Here is a 15,059-nt window from a genome sequence, read left to right on the forward strand (position 1 = left end):
TCATCGAGCCGCTCCCTTGAGCGGGGTGCGCCGCCGGTAGACGACGTAGGGGCGCCACAGGTAGGCGATGGGCGCCGACCAGACGTGGACGAGCCTGGTGAACGGCCAGATCGCGGCGAGCACCCAGGCCGACATGGCGTGAAGCCGGAAGATGAGTGGCACGTCGGCCATCAGGTCCGGGTCGGGGCGCAGGGTAAGGATGCCGCGGAACCAGACGGCGATGGTGGCGCGGTAGTCGTAGCCGCCGCCGAGCAGGTTCTTGCCCACGGTCGCGGTCAGGCCCAGCAGGATGACCGCCGTCAGGACCGCGAACAGGACCTTGTCAGCGCGGGTGGTGGTGCGGCGCACCCGCGGGCTGGTGAGCCGGCGGGCCAGCAGCAGCCCCAGCCCCGCGACCACCATCAGCCCTGCCACGGTCCCGGCACTCACCGACACCAGGTGGTACAGCTGCTCATCGACGCCGACCGCTTCGGTCCACGATGCGGGGACGAGCAGGCCGAGCACGTGACCGCCGATGGCGGCGAAGGCGCCGAGGTGAAACAGCGGCGAGCCGAGCCGCAGGATCCGGCTTTCCAGTATCTGGGTGGTGCGGGTGGTCCAGCCGAACTGGTCGACGCGCCAGCGCCAGACATGGCCCACAACGAAGATCGTCAGAGCGATGTAGGGGATGACGACCCACAGCGCGACGTTCACGGCAGCACCTCCGTCTCGTTCATCAGTGGTCCGAACGGCGCCAGGCCGACCTCCTCGGCGGGCGGTCCGGCCAGCGCGAGGTCGGTGACGGCGGCGCGCTCGGCCGCGGACAGGTCGGGCAGTTCGGTGCAGAGGGCGTCGAGGACCAGCGCGTAGGGCGAGCCGCTGTCGTGTAGGGCCGTGCGGATGAGTTCGAGGCCTTTGCGGTGCTGGCGCAGCGGCGCCTCGCCGGTGGCGGGTCCGGCCAGGGCGGCGAATTCGCAGACCACGGGCAGGAAGTCGGGTAGTTCGCCTTCGGGTGGGGTGAGTCCGGCGAGCCGGTAGCGCTGTTTGAGGGTGAGCAGGGCCATGCCGCGGCGGCGGGTGTCGCCGTGCAGGTAGTAGGTGAGATAGAGGCTGGACCTGCGGCGCAGGTCGAACGTCTCGACGTAGGCGCGGGCCAGTGCCATCGGCTCCGTGTCACCGAACCAGACGAGGAACCGAGTCAGCGACCCACGCGCCGCCGACTCCGGCAACCGGCTCACGGCCTCGGCCAGCTCGTCACGGGCGGCGAGCAGGCCGGCGTCGGGGTACTGCAGCAGGACGGAGACGAGCCGCAGCAGGGCCGCGCGATCAGCGGGCTCGGCGAACGTGACGGACTCGCGCCGGGCGAGGAGCTTCATGCCGTGCCTCCCCTTCCGACGAAGAGCTTCAGCCCTATGCGGCCGTCGCCGCGCCGCCCGGTCACGCCGGGCGGGTGGAACTCGCTCATGCCCGGCCCGCCGTCGCCGTCGAGGCTGCATCCGTCCGCCTGGGCGGCCAGGGCGGCGGCGTCCTCGCGGTGTGCGGCGGGCACGACGTAGCGCTCGTCGTACTTGGCGATGGCCAGCAGACGGTACATCTCCTCCATGTCGGCCGCCGTCATCCCCACGGCGTCCAGCAGGTCGGTGGCCACGGTGCCGTCGATGGTGCGGGCGCGCATGTACGCGCGCATGGCTGACAGCTTCATCAGCACCCCGGCGACGACCTCGGTGTCCCCGGCCGAGAACAGGCTCGCCAGGTACTCCAGCGGGATGCGCAGGTCGGTGATGGCGTGGAAGACGTTGTCCGGGTCGTCGGCGTCGGCGCCCGTCCCTGTCACGGCGTCGAGCACGGGGGACAGCGGCGGGATGTACCAGACCATGGGCAGCGTGCGGTATTCCGGGTGCAGCGGGAGCGCCACCCGGTAGCGCATGGCCAGCCGGTAGATGGGCGAGCGCCGCGCGGCCTCGATCCAGTCCTCGCTGATGCCGCCGGCGCGGGCGGCGGCGGTCACCGCGGGGTCGTCGGGGTCGAGGAAGACCTTGCGCTGGGCCTCGAGCAGGTCGCGCGGGTCCGCGACCCGGGCGGCGTCCAGGACGGCATCGGCGTCGTACAGGATGAGCCCGATGTAGCGCAGCCGGCCGACGCAGGTCTCGGCGCACACGGTCGGCTGCCCCGCTTCGATGCGGGGGAAGCAGAACGTGCACTTCTCGGCCTTGCCGGTCTTGTGGTTGACGTACACCTTCTTGTACGGGCACGAGGAGACGCACATGCGCCAGCCGCGGCAGCGGTCCTGGTCCACCAGGACGATGCCGTCCTCCTCCCGCTTGTACATCGCGCCGGACGGGCAGGCTGCCACGCAGGCCGGGTTGAGGCAGTGCTCGCAGATGCGCGGCAGGTGGAACATGAAGGTCTTGTCGAACTCCATGCGCACCTTCTCCGCCATCGCGGCCAGGTTGGGGTCGGCCGGGGCGTGCTCGGGAGCTCCGCCCAGGTCGTCCTCCCAGTTCGCACCCCAGGTGATGGCCATGTCCTGACCGGTGATGGCCGACTTCGGGCGGATGACCGGAGTGTGCGGGCCGGCGGGTGCGTTGATCAGCGTGTCGTAGTCGTAGGTGGCGGGCTCGTAATAGTCGTCCAGGTCCGGCAGGTCGGGGTTGGAGAACAGGTTGAGCAGCCGCTTGATCCGGCCGCCGGCGCGGAGCTTGAGCCGCCCCCGCTGGTCCACCTGCCAGCCGCCGTGCCAGCGTTCCTGGTCCTCGTAGCGCTTGGGGTAGCCGACGCCGGGCTTGGTCTCGACGTTGTTGAACCAGACGTACTCGACGCCGTCCCGGTTGGTCCAGGTCTGCTTGCACGTGACCGAGCAGGTGTGGCAGCCGATGCACTTGTCCAGGTTCATCACCATGGCCACCTGGGCGAGAACGCGCATCAGTAATCGACCTCCTGGGTCCGGCGGCGGATCACCGTGATCTCGTCACGCTGGTTGCCGGTCGGGCCGTAGTAGTTGAAGGCGTAGGTGAACTGCGCGTACCCGCCGATGAGGTGGCTGGGCTTGAGCAGCAGCCGGGTGAGCGAGTTGTGCACGCCGCCGCGCCGGGCCGACTTCTCCGTGAGCGGGACGTTCACGTTGCGGTCCTTGGCGTGGTACATGTACACGGTCCCGGCAGGCATGCGGTGCGAGACGACCGCGCGGGCCACGACCACGCCGTTGCGGTTGTACGCCTCGATCCAGTCGTTGTCGGCGACCCCGATCCTGCGGGCGTCCTCCACGCTCATCCAGATGGTGGGCCCGCCGCGCGACAGGGCCAGCATGTAGGCGTTGTCCTGGTATTCGGAGTGGATGGACCACTTCGAGTGCGGGGTGAGGTAGCGGACGGTGACCTCGGCTCCGTTCCCGTCGCCCTGCTCGCCGTAGTGGCGGCGCATGTTGAGCGGCGGCCGGTACGCGGGCAGCTGCTCCCCCAGCTCGATGATCCAGTCGTGATCGAGGAAGAACTGCTGGCGGCCGGTCAGCGTGTGCCACGGCTTGTCCCGTTCGACGTTGATGACGAACGCCGAGTAGCGGCGACCGCCCGATTCCGACCCGGACCATTCGGGCGAGGTGATCACCGGCTGTGGTCTGGACTGGGTGTCGGCGAAGGTGATCCGCTTCCCTTCGTGTTCGGCGGCCAGATCGGCCAGCTCTGTTCCGGTGCGCTGCTCCAGGGTCTCAAAGCCCTGCGTGGCCAGGCGGCCGTTGGTGGTGCCGGACAGCGCGAGGATGGCTTCGCACATGCGGTCGGCCGTCGCGAGCGAGACGCGTCCTTCGCTGGTGGTGCCGTTCTTGCCGGCCAGGTAGTCGAGCTCCGGGCCGACCCGGTAGGTCACGGCTTTGGTCGTCAGTCCCAGCTCGGCGAAGAGCGGCCCGACGGAGCGCATGCGCTCGCCGACGGCGGCGTAGTCGCGCTCGATCGTAATGATCTTCGGCATGGTTCTGCCGGGGATCGGCTCGCATTCGCCGTGTTTCCAGTCGCGCACCCGGCCGCCGGGCTGGGCGAGCTCGTCGGGGGTGTCGTGGGCGAGCGGGACGGCCAGGACGTCGGTGCGTTTGCCGAGGTGGCGGGCGGCCAGCTCGGAGAAGCGGTCAGCCAGGCCGAGGAAGGCGTCGTAGTCGGCGCGGGTCTGCCAGGGCGGCGCGATGGCCGGGTTGAAGGCGTGCACGAACGGGTGCATGTCGGTCGAGGACAGGTCGTGCTTCTCGTACCAGGTGGCGGCCGGCAGCACGACGTCGGAGAACAGCGCCGTGGAGGTCATGCGGAAGTCGATCGCGGTGAGCAGGTCGAGCTTGCCGTCGGTGGCCTCTTCGCGCCAGGTCACCTCGGCCGGGTGGACGCCTTCATGGTTGCGGGTCTCGGCGTCGGTGCCGAGCAGGTGGCGCAGGAAGTACTCGTTGCCCTTGCCGGAGGAGCCGAGCAGGTTGGCCCGCCACACGGTCAGCACGCGGGGGAAGTTGGCGGGGTCGCCAGGGTCCTCGGCGGCGAAGCGGAGATGTCCGGACTTCAGCTCGTTCACGACGTGCTCGGCCACCGGCACCCCCTTCTCGGCCGCCTCATCGGCGAGGGTGAGCGGGTTGCGGTTGAAGGTCGGGTGCGAGGGCAGCCAGCCGAGCCGCGCGGCCTGGGCGTTGCAGTCGGCGAACGACCTGCCGTCGAAGGCGCCGGAGCCGAGCGGGCTGGCGAGTTCACCCGCCCCGAACTGCTCGTAACGCCACTGGTCGGTGGCCAGGTACCAGAACGCGGTCGCGGCCATGTGCCGCGTCGGCCGCTGCCAGTCGAAGGCGAAGGCCAGGTGCTGGAAGCCGGTGATCGGCCGGACCTTCTCCTGGCCCACGTAGTGCGCCCAGCCGCCGCCGTTGACGCCCTGGCAGCCGGTCAGCAGCACCAGCGTCAGGAAGGCGCGGTAGATCTGGTCGGAGTGGAACCAGTGGTTGGTGCCTGCGCCCATCGCGATCATCGACTTGCCCTGGGTGTGCTCGGCGTTGCGGGCGAACTCGCGGGCAATCCTGGCGATCGTCGCGGCGGGCACCGAGGTGATCTCCTCCGCCCACGCCGGCGTGTATGGCTGGCTGGCGTCCAGGTACGACTCCGGCCACTCGCCCGGCAGGTCGCGGGCCACGCCGTACTGGGCCATAAGCAGGTCGAACACCGTCGTGACGAGCTTGCCTCCCACTTCGGTCACGGGCACGCCGCGGCGCATGACCGAGCCGCCCTCGGTGGCTCCCTCGTCGAAGCGCGGCAGGTCGACCTCGACCGCCCGGCCCCCGAGCAGCGTCAGCTTGGGCTCGGCGCCGTCCAGGTCGAGGTTCCAGCGGCCCTCACCCTCCTGGCCCCAGCGGAACCCGAGCGACCCGTTCGGCACGACCGCCGCGCCGCTCCCCTCGTCCAGGAAAAACCGTCTTGAACTCGGCGTTCTCGCTCTGCTCCCCCAGGTCGGCGGCGGTCAGGAAGCGGCGCGGCACGTACGCGTCGCCGCGCTGCTCGAGCGTCACCAGGAACGGCAGGTCGGTGTATTTGCGGACGTAATCGGTGAAGTACTGGACCTGGCGGTCCCGGAAGAACTCGGTCAGCGTCACGTGCCCCATCGCCATGGCCAGCGCGCCGTCCGTGCCGGGGTGCGGAGCCAGCCAGTCGTCGGCGAACTTGACGTTGTCGGCGTAGTCGGGACTGACCGCGACGACCTTGGTGCCCTGGTAACGGGCCTCGGTCATGAAGTGCGCGTCCGGCGTGCGGGTGACCGGGATGTTGGAGCCCCACATGATGAGGTAGCGGGAGTTCCACCAGTCGGCCGCCTCGGGCACGTCCGTCTGGTCGCCCCATACCTGCGGTGATGCGATCGGCAGGTCGGCGTACCAGTCGTAGAACGACAGCAGCGTGCCGCCGATCATCGACAGGAACCGCGTCCCGGCCGCGAACGACGCCATCGACATGGCCGGGATCGGCGAGAACCCCACCACCCGGTCAGGACCGTACTCCTTGATCGTGTGCACGTGCGCGGCGGCCATCAGCTCGAGGACCTCCTCCCAGCTCGACCGCACGAACCCGCCCTTGCCGCGAGCCCGCTTGTACGCCCGCGCCCCCTCGGGATCGCCGGTCAGCTCCGCCCAGGCCCGCACGGGGTCGCCCAGCCGGGCCTTCGCCTCGCGCCACATCTCCAGCAGCACACCCCGCACGTACGGGTACCGCACCCGCGAAGGCGAATAGGTGTACCAGGAGAAGGACGCGCCACGCGGGCAGCCGCGCGGCTCGTACTCCGGCGACTCCGGCCCCACCGACGGGTAGTCGGTCGCCTGGTGCTCCCACGTGATCAGCCCGTCCTTGACGAACACCTGCCACGAGCACGAGCCCGTGCAGTTCACGCCGTGTGTCGAGCGCACCACCTTGTCGTGCGCCCACCGGTCCCGGTAGAAGCGGTCCCAGCCGCTCGGGTCGATCTGGTGGAGGGTACGCCCGTCGGCCGACACCTCCGACTTGGTGAAGAACGTACGGGCGGCGAGCAACGGCCCCATGCCGGGCACCGCATCGATATCAGTCACAGAATCTCTCCCGCCCCATGGTCAAAAGTGGACATGGCTCAAGATTCGGGCTCACCGCCCGTCTCGCGGCAGGGACCAAAGTCCCCTGTCCCGGGCCCGATAGGCCCGGGATCAGTCGGCGGCCAGCCACAGGTCGGGGCCGAAGACCTCGTAGTGGATGTCGCGAGCCGCCACCCCCGCCTTCAGCAGGCGGGCGCGCATGTCACGCATGAACGGCACCGGACCACACAGATAGGCCACAGCCCCGGCCGGAACGTCTATGCCGTCCAGATCCATCAGGCCCTCGCGGTCCGGGGCGGCCGCACCGCTCTCGTACCAGAAGACCAGCTCGGTGGCCAGCCGCAGCATGTCCTCGCGCAGCGCGTGCTCGGCCCGTGAGCGGTCGGCGTGCAGCACCAGGACACGGCGGCGCGAGCCCGTGGCGGCCAGGTGGTCGAGCATCGCCACGATGGGCGTGCAGCCGATGCCCGCAGAGATGAGCACAAGCGGCTCGTCCCCGTCCTCCAGCGTCACATCGCCGAAGGGCGCCGACAGAGTCAGCTCGTCGCCCACCCGCACGGTGGTGTGCAGCAGCGTGGACACCTCACCGGCCGGATCGCCATCCACACGCTTGATGGTGATCCTGCGCAACCGGTCCCCGTCCGCGCTGGACAGCGTGTACTGGCGCAGCTGATGCACCCCGTCAGGCATCCGGAGGCGGACGCTGACGTACTGACCGGGCTGCGTGGGCGGGACCGGGGCATCGTCGACCGGACGCAGCAGGAACGACACCGCGTCGGGGGTCTCCTCCCGACGGGCGACCACCCGCCACTGCCGCCACGTAACCCCGTTGCGGGCGCCGGCCTCGGCGTAGATGCGGGCCTCCATCGCGATCAGCGCACCGGCCATCAGCCAGTACACCTCGTCCCAGGCCGCGGCCACCTCCGGGGTGACGGCCTCGCCGAGCACCTCGGAGATGGCGCCGAACAGGTACTTGTGCACGATCACGTACTGGTCGTCGGTCACGCCGACGGCCGTGTGCTTGTGGGCGATGCGGGCGAGCAGTTGGTCTGGCCGCTGGTCGGGGTGGTTCAGGAGCATGGTGGCGAATGCGGCGATGGACCCGGCCAGCGCCTTCCGCTGCTCGCCGTTGGCCTGGTTACCGCGGTTGAAGAGACCGTCCAGCAACTCGGGACGCTCGGCGAACATCGTCTCGTAGAACCGCGCGGTGATGGCGTCGAGCGAGGCGCCGACGACCGGCAACGTGGCACGGACGATCGCGGCTGAATCCGCGGACAGCATGGGAACCTCCGGACAGAAGGGGACATGAGGCCCGAGAGACTCAGTGGGCCCGCGAATCACACTAGGAACCGGAGCAGACGGATCATCTGGGCAAACGTCCGCACTTTCGGGGCCGAAAGTCCCGAATCGGGAAGCGTGGCTGAGGGACTTTCGTCCCTGGAGCTCCGAGCTGGGCCCTTACGGCAGAGAAGCGGACTCGACAACGTCGGACAGCGGGCGGCGGACCGCGCCTTTGGTGTCGAACGTGATGCCAAGCCGCATGATCATCTGCGGGTACTCTCCGAAGCAGAGCTCCTCGCGCAGGAACTCCCGCAGATGGTTTGTCTCCAGCGCCTGGGTGTGGAAGGCAGCGCTCACCCCGTATGCGCTGGCGTGCAGCAGAACCCGTTGGAGGGCCTGTCCCGCGGCGATCCATTCCTGGCGGGTGTCGCCGGGGGTGGTGAGTAGGGCCACGACTCCGGTGGAGGTCGACGCGGCTTGGCCGGCCGTCGTGCCCCAGTCATGCCGCCAGGCGTAGTCGCGTTGGGCGAAGGGCGGATGGATCAGGACGTGCTCGGCGGGGTAGGCGTCGGCGGGCACGCCGTCGGTGCGGGCGCTGCCCGGCGGGCGGGCCCAGCGGATGACCTCGAGGGCGAGCAGCCGGTTCTGCGACTGCGCGTTCTGGGCGGCGTGGGTCAGCGAGGCGATGACCCGTATGGCTTCCGGCTCGCGCACCGGCGTCAGCCTGGCTCCTTCGGCTGCCGCCTGCTGGATCAGCGTCTCCACCAGCCGGTCCGGGACGGGTAGATCGGTGAAGGCCGCCCGATGGGTCCGGCGCTGTTCGATCTCGGCGTTCAGCGCCGCGGTGTGCTCGTCAGGTGTGCTGCCCTCGCCCAGCCGTACCGTGGCCAGCAGCGCGGGCCGGTCCGGGTCGGGCAGGACCCGCACCACGGGCTCGTACCCGTGGCAGCGCAGCGCCGTGGTGAGGTTGAACAGCGCGGCCCCACAACTGATCAGCTGCTGCCTGCCCTCGGGGTCGCTGAAGCGTAGTTTCCTGTTGGCGTCGGCGCGTACGCTGACCTCCTCGCCGGAGACGGCGAACGTCCACGGCTGGGTGTTGTGGACGGACGGCGCCCAGGCGGCGGCCTTCAGTGCCGCGTGGATGGCGAGGGCGTTCTGCTGTGCCGTACGGGTGCTCATGGCGATCCACCTCCTGCTGGATCCAGCACATCACCGGCCGTCAACCGGCATCAGAGACGAAGGTCCCACGTCCGGCGGGCCAACGGGCACGTCGGACGGTCCGGTGAGGCGACGGCGGAAGACCCAGTAGGTCCAGGCCTGGTAGGCCAGCACCACGGGCGTGAAGACGGCCGCCACCCACGTCATCACCGTCAGCGTGTACGGGGTGGAGGCGGCGTTGGTCACGGTGAGGCTGTTGGCCGGGTCGAGGGCCGGCAGCACGTTCGGCCACAGCCCGGTGAACAGCGCGGCCACGACCGCGACCACGGCGAGCGCGCTGGCGGTGAAGGCCCATCCGTCGCGGCCGCGCATCGTCGCGGCCAGGGCGCCGATCAGGCCGAGCGCGACCAGCGCGACAGCGGCCCACCAGACCGGCCTGCCGCCACCGCCCGCGGCCAGCAGGAACGCCATCACGACCAGGATCGTCACGGGGGCCAGGCTCTTGGCCATGCGCGAGGCACCCAGGCGCAGCTCACCGGTGGTGCGCAGGGCCAGGAAGATCGCGCCGTGCAGGGTGCACAGCAGCAGCGTGGCCAGCCCTCCGAACAGCGCGAACGGGTTGAGCAGCGTCAGCAGGGTGCCGGTGTACTCGTGGTTGGTGTCCAGCGGCACGCCGCGCACGATGTTGGCGAAGGCGACGCCCCACAGGAAGGCCGGGCCGAGCGAGCCCCAGAAGAAGGTCCGGTCCCAGCCGCGCGTGCTGTCGGATTTGCTGCGGTATTCCAGTGCCACCCCGCGCGCGATCAGGGCCAGCAGGATGAGGAACAGCGGCAGGTAGAAGCCGCTGAACAGGGTCGCGTACCACTCGGGGAAAGCTGCGAACGTGGCCCCGCCGGCCACCAGCAGCCACACCTCGTTGCCGTCCCACACCGGGCCGATCGTCTTGACGATCGTGCGCCGCTCCGCCTCCGCGCGACCCAGGAACGGCAGCAGAATGCCCACACCGAAGTCGAAGCCCTCCAGCACGAAGTAGCCGGTCCACAGCACGGCGATCAGGACGAACCAGACGGTGGTCAGTTCCATGGCGGGTCCTTCAGTAGCTCAGGGCGGGCAGGGCGGCTTCGGGCTCGGCGGCCTGCTCGTGCGGCCCGATCCGGATGAACTTCAGCAGCAGCCGCACCTCGATGACCGCCAGCACGGCGTAGACGAGGGTGAAGCCGGCCAGCGTGATGGCGACCGAGGCGACGTCGGCTCCCGGGGAGACCGCCGCGGCGGTGCGCATGAGGCCGAAGACGGTCCACGGCTGGCGGCCCATCTCGGTGAAGATCCAGCCCATGGTGTTGGCCAGGAAGGGCAGGCCGATCCCGGCGATGGCCAGGCGGTAGGCCCAGCGCCCCGCGGGCAGCCGGCCGCGCCGGGTCAGCCAGAGGCCGGCCAGCGCCAGCAGCGCCGCCAGCGCACCGAAGCCGATCATCAGCCGGAACGACCAGTACGCCAGGCCGACGACCGGCCGGTAGTCGCCCGGCCCATAGAGAGCCTGGTAGCGGGCCTGGATGTCGTTGATGCCCTCGACCTTGCCGTGCAGGGTGTTGGTGGACAGCAGGCTCAGGCCGTACGGGATCTGCAGGTTGACGTGGTTGCGGCCGTTCTCGACGTCGCCGACGGCGAACAGGGAGAACCCGGCCGCGCTCTCGTCCTCCCACAGGGCCTCGGCGGCGGCCATCTTCATCGGCTGCTGCTCGGTCATGATCTGCGCCTGCCAGTGGCCGGAGAACGACACCCCAATCGCGGAGACGAGGCTGACGACCAGGGCCAGGCGGGCGGAGGTGCGGAAGAGATCGACGTCCCTCTTGCGGAGCAGGAACCAGGCACTGATGCCGAGGACGAAAGCCGCGGCGGTCAGGAATGCGCCGAAGATCACGTGGGGGAAGGTGACGAGCGTGGTGGGGTTGGTGAGCACGGCCCAGATGTCGGTCAGCTCGGCCCTGCCGTTGTTGATGCGGTAGCCGACCGGGTGCTGCATCCACGAGTTCGCCGCGAGGATGAAGTAGGCGGAGACATTGGTGCCGATCGCCGCGACCCAGATCGTGGCCAGATGGAGCTTCGGCGACAGCTTGTCCCAGCCGAAAATCCACAGTCCGAGGAAAGTGGACTCCAGGAAGAACGCCATCAGCCCTTCCATGGCCAGCGGCGCGCCGAACACGTCACCGACGAAGCGCGAGTAGTCACTCCAGTTCATCCCGAACTGGAACTCCTGCACGATCCCCGTCACCACGCCCATCGCGAAGTTGATGAGGAACAGTCGCCCCCAGAACCGGGTCAGCCGCAGGTACTCCGGCTTCTTCGTCCGGTACCAGGCCGTCTGCAACCCGGCCACGATGATCGACAGCCCGATCGTGAGCGGCACGAACAGGAAGTGGTACACGGTCGTGATGCCGAACTGCCAGCGCGAAAGGTCCAAGACATCCATGGTCGACAGCGTCGATCACGGCCCCGCGATCTCGTAGAGTCGAGCGTCCCCGTCCTCAAGGGACCTTCGGCACCTGTCCCGGAGCCATCCGGCCCTGACGCCTCACAGCCCCGGTGCGGCAGCGTCAGCGGCGGGAGGTGTGTCATGTCCCCTGCACTCGCCACCGATCGCGGCATCGGGCGGCTGCTCGTCGCGGCCGGTCACGCGCCGTCGGTGCACAACACCCAGCCGTGGCGCTTCCACGTGGCCGGCCGCGAGTTCCTCGAACTGCTGGCCGACCAGGACAGGCGGCTGCGAGTGAGCGATCCGCGCGGCCGATCCCAGATCGTCAGCTGCGGGGCCGCCCTGTTCAACCTGCGTCTGGCCGCCCGGGCGGCTGGGCAGCGCCCGCAGGTCTGGCTGCTGCCCAACCCCGAGGAGGAGCCCGACCTGCTGGCGGCCCTGCGCATGACACCTGCGGCACCCGCCTCCGCCGAGCAACTCGACATGTACGACCTCATCCCGGTACGGCGCACCTGCCGCCTGCCGTTCACCTCCCGGCCCATACCACCGCGGGTGCTGGACGATCTGCGTATCGCGGCCTCCCGGGAAGGCGCCGGCCTGACCCTCCTTGACCCGGACAGCGTGGCCGAAACGCTCGAGTACGCCGCCATGGCCGAGGACGAGCTGGCCTGCGATCACGCCTACCGAGCCGAGGTGGCCGCGTGGACCATGCCGGGCGCGCGGTTCGACGGCCTACCCGATTACGCATTGGGACCGCGCCCCGCACGCGAACCCGCGCCGGTACGCGATTTCGGGCGGCACCAGACGACGGCGCGTTTCGAAGAACGCCCCCAACTCGCAGTGCTCACCACGCCGGGCGACCGGCCCCTCGACTGGCTGCGCGCAGGCCAAGCCCTGCAACGGCTGCTGCTGCTCGCGACCAGGCACGGCCTGTCGGCGTCGTTCCTGAACCAGCCGCTCGACCTACGCGACATGCGCCACCGCCGGGATCCGTACCACCGGCGCGGCCACCCGCAAATGATCATCCGGTTCGGGTACGGACCATACGTGGCCCGCAGCCCCCGCCGCCCCGCCACCGAACTGGCGACCCTGGAGGCATGACGGCGACGGTTCAAGCCTGAGATTCGGACATCTAGCGCTGATCTTCGCTTTTGTTGTGATCGGCGATATGTCTACCGTTGTCGCCCGCGCCTGTGGGGTCTTTATCTGATGACCATGTCAGGGCGTACACGGCGTTCGAGGAGTTACCGTCGGGCCTGAATGTTCCGTTGGGCCCGTGTTTGGGGAAAGGCGTCGCGAAGGAGACGTGGCCAGCATGTTCGCCAAGCCCGAGTTGCCCGAAACCCCTGACGACAACCGGCGGGTGCGGCGGTACTCGCCTACCTGCGCAGCACGGTATGGCAGTGCCAAGCCGACCACGTTCTCGCCTCAAGACCCAAGCGGACAGTAGCCGCTTCGTCGTCGTGAACGCACAGAGCCCGCTCAACGCCGTGACCGTCAACCTCTTACGGGCAACCGCCTGTCTGGCGGCCGCGAGCGTCATCGGCATGTGGTTCGCCACAGCCCGGAGGCAACGGCCCGCCACGAGGCAGCAGCGGAACGTGTTCAGCCGTGACCACCTGATCGTCGTCGCCGCGGAGGCAATCCTGCTCTTCGGCGGCCTTCGGGTGCTGGCCGCCTGGAGAAGGCCTCAACAGGCCAACGTGGCTTGGGTGGCAACGGCGGTCGGCGTGCATTTCATCGCGTTGGCGCCCGTCTGGATGGGCTGGGGCATCGCCGTGCCCGGCGTGCTCCTCACCCGGCTCGGCGCTGGCGGTCTGGTTCTGGCGTCGAGGGCCGCCGTCGCCTGGGTACCCCTCCTCAGCGGCAGTGCTGTCCGGGGTGGTGCTGCTGACCGATGCCGGCGCCTTCGGCTGGCGCGCTGTGACGACTGGATAGCTTAGTGGTCCAGTTCGTAAGTCATTCAAGGTTTCACGTGGTTGCTGGTAGTGCGGCAGGCTGGTGGCCGCAGCCAGCGAGCTGCTGGAAGTGGCGCTCTTTCTGTTCGTGCCGCTCGATCCGGGCCATCAGGTCCTCGAGGTCGGCCGGGGTGAACTTCCATTTGAAGGGCCGGGCGGTCTCGTTGTAACGGCGCTCGAAGGCGATCAGCCGGTCTTCGACCTGGTCAAGGCTGGTGAAGTCGTTGGGTGTGACTACTTTGCGCTGCACGATGGAGAAGAAGATTTCCACTTGGTTCAGCCAAGACGCGTGCACAGGGGTGTGGACCATCACCCCATTGGGGAACCGCGCGGTGAGCCGGTCGGTGGCCGCCTTGCCACGATGGGAGGAACCGTTGTCCACGACCCAGAACACCCGCCGGGCCGAGGCGTACGGTTCTTGCGTCATGACCTGCTCGACCAGGTCCATGAACGGGATGATGCCGGTTTTGGGCGAGGCCCGGAGGAGGTCGACGAACGGGCGGAGCGCGACATCGGCGAGCACGGCGTGCAGGACCTCGCGCAATTGCTCGCGCTCGTCGGCCTCGGGGCGACGATGACCCTGCTTCCGAGATCGGTCGCCGCGCGGTATCCCCGGCAGGCGGTGGCGTACGTCCCCGTCGAGGACTGTCCTCCCGCCTCGCTGGTGATCGCCTGGCCGGAGCGGTCCCGCAGCCGTGCCGTGGCCGCGCTGGTGCGCGCGGCGGTGGCCGTCGCCGAGTCGCGGGGGATGGTCGCGGCCGTCGAGGCGTCGGGGTGAGGGCGGTGCGTCCGCTGCGGCACCCGGGCGGACGGCCTGCGACGCCTGCTACCTCGTCGGTGGTTCAAACACGCGCGCCGTTCGCCGTGAGGACTGTCGAGGCGTCCTCCTCGAAGTCGAACCTTGGCTATTCACGCTGCCCCACGCGAGCCTCCGCGGGTAGGCGTTCGCCATCACTTTCAGGCCCCAGTGCTACGATCTCCACCATAATTCGTACATGCTTGTTCGAGTTGCCGGAGAGACTGTCCGATCATGGATGGAGGCGCGCGGTCGTGGCGCTGAGCATGGCTGCCAAGATGGTTCTGCTGGCGGCGGGCCTGACCTTTCTGCTGGCGTTGCTGCTGGGCGTATGGAAATACCGCCAGATGGCCACCTCGGCGGAACACGTGGCTCACCCCTATGTGGACATCGCACATCGAACCGCCTTGCTCTATTCGTTCGCGACGCTGCTGCTCACGGCGTTCGTCGCGCTGAGCGACTGGCCGTCGTTGGTTAACCTGGCGGCGGCGGGGATCATGATCTTTTTCTTCGTGGCCGCGATCGGGACCTATGTTTATCACGGCTGGCGTCGTGACACTGACAATCAGTTGCGCCATCCCGTACGCGGCACGAGCGCGTTCATGGTCTCTCTGATCGTCGGTGAGGTCGGCGGCTTCGCCGTACTGCTGGCTGGATTCGTTAGGGCACAGCTTTTGTGAGTTGGGCGTCCTCATGAACGCTGGAGCTCCGGCGCAGCCAGCGGGCCGAAGCCCTCGACTGCGCCCTTGCGGCCTCTACCTCGGCCAAACGTTGACGGCCCCACCCCCGACGGACTTAAAAACGGGACCACTTAGGACGGCGATGCCCTCGGACGACGGCGGTCACCGC

The 15,059-nt window shown here is 69.1% G+C and carries 12 protein-coding genes and 1 pseudogene; 4 read left to right on the plus strand and 9 right to left on the minus strand.

Annotated elements, in window-relative coordinates; genetic code table 11:
- The 8 genes and pseudogenes from narI to ABD830_RS07040 form a co-directional block, all read right to left on the minus strand.
- Complete coding sequence (narI, locus tag ABD830_RS07005; RefSeq protein ID WP_344985603.1) at positions 1–693, minus strand: respiratory nitrate reductase subunit gamma; 693 nt, start codon at positions 691–693, stop codon at positions 1–3.
- A complete protein-coding gene (gene narJ, locus ABD830_RS07010) occupies positions 690–1,355 on the minus strand; it encodes a nitrate reductase molybdenum cofactor assembly chaperone (protein ID WP_344985604.1) in 666 nt (221 codons plus the stop codon). The genes narI and narJ overlap by 4 nt, the downstream gene beginning before the upstream one ends.
- Positions 1,352–2,902 carry a nitrate reductase subunit beta gene (gene narH / locus ABD830_RS07015; RefSeq protein ID WP_344985605.1) on the minus strand — a complete coding sequence of 517 codons (1,551 nt, stop codon included), beginning with the start codon at positions 2,900–2,902 and terminating at the stop codon, positions 1,352–1,354. The genes narJ and narH overlap by 4 nt, the downstream gene beginning before the upstream one ends.
- A pseudogene (locus tag ABD830_RS07020) lies at positions 2,902–6,517 on the minus strand (nitrate reductase subunit alpha). Before ABD830_RS07020 ends, narH begins: the two are co-directional and overlap by 1 nt.
- Positions 6,518–6,655: 138 nt before the next feature.
- On the minus strand, positions 6,656–7,825 hold the full coding sequence (locus ABD830_RS07025; RefSeq protein WP_344985606.1) for a globin domain-containing protein: 1,170 nt from the start codon (positions 7,823–7,825) through the stop codon (positions 6,656–6,658).
- A gap of 177 nt (positions 7,826–8,002) precedes the next feature.
- Positions 8,003–9,004, minus strand: coding sequence for an Acg family FMN-binding oxidoreductase (locus ABD830_RS07030; protein ID WP_344985607.1), 1,002 nt, complete (start codon positions 9,002–9,004; stop codon positions 8,003–8,005).
- Between the two features lie 30 nt (positions 9,005–9,034).
- Positions 9,035–10,066 carry a cytochrome d ubiquinol oxidase subunit II gene (gene cydB / locus ABD830_RS07035; protein WP_344985609.1) on the minus strand — a complete coding sequence of 344 codons (1,032 nt, stop codon included), beginning with the start codon at positions 10,064–10,066 and terminating at the stop codon, positions 9,035–9,037.
- A gap of 10 nt (positions 10,067–10,076) precedes the next feature.
- Positions 10,077–11,453 (minus strand): cytochrome ubiquinol oxidase subunit I, encoded by a 1,377-nt coding sequence (locus ABD830_RS07040; RefSeq protein WP_344985610.1) that lies wholly within the window; start codon positions 11,451–11,453, stop codon positions 10,077–10,079.
- A 144-nt stretch (positions 11,454–11,597) separates the two neighbouring features.
- Between ABD830_RS07040 and ABD830_RS07045 the strand changes: the two genes are divergently transcribed.
- The gene (locus tag ABD830_RS07045; RefSeq protein ID WP_344985611.1) at positions 11,598–12,557 is read left to right on the plus strand and encodes an Acg family FMN-binding oxidoreductase; all 960 of its coding nucleotides are present in this window, start codon (positions 11,598–11,600) and stop codon (positions 12,555–12,557) included.
- 389 nt (positions 12,558–12,946) lie between these two features.
- Complete coding sequence (locus ABD830_RS07050) at positions 12,947–13,399, plus strand: hypothetical protein (RefSeq protein ID WP_344985612.1); 453 nt, start codon at positions 12,947–12,949, stop codon at positions 13,397–13,399.
- A gap of 28 nt (positions 13,400–13,427) precedes the next feature.
- Here the strand turns inward: ABD830_RS07050 and ABD830_RS07055 are convergent, their stop codons facing one another.
- The gene (locus ABD830_RS07055) at positions 13,428–13,958 is read right to left on the minus strand and encodes a transposase (RefSeq protein ID WP_344985613.1); all 531 of its coding nucleotides are present in this window, start codon (positions 13,956–13,958) and stop codon (positions 13,428–13,430) included.
- Between the two features lie 30 nt (positions 13,959–13,988).
- Here ABD830_RS07055 and ABD830_RS07060 point away from each other — a divergent pair, with 30 nt between their 5' ends.
- Together ABD830_RS07060 and ABD830_RS07065 are read left to right on the plus strand one after the other, a co-directional pair.
- Positions 13,989–14,192: a hypothetical protein gene (locus tag ABD830_RS07060; RefSeq protein WP_344985614.1), complete on the plus strand. Its 204-nt coding sequence runs from the start codon at positions 13,989–13,991 to the stop codon at positions 14,190–14,192.
- Positions 14,193–14,464: 272 nt separating this feature from the next.
- Positions 14,465–14,890 carry a hypothetical protein gene (locus ABD830_RS07065; RefSeq protein WP_344985615.1) on the plus strand — a complete coding sequence of 142 codons (426 nt, stop codon included), beginning with the start codon at positions 14,465–14,467 and terminating at the stop codon, positions 14,888–14,890.
- Positions 14,891–15,059 lie beyond the last annotated feature (169 nt).

The organism is Nonomuraea helvata (genome assembly GCF_039535785.1).
Taxonomy (GTDB): Bacteria; Actinomycetota; Actinomycetes; order Streptosporangiales; family Streptosporangiaceae; genus Nonomuraea; species Nonomuraea helvata.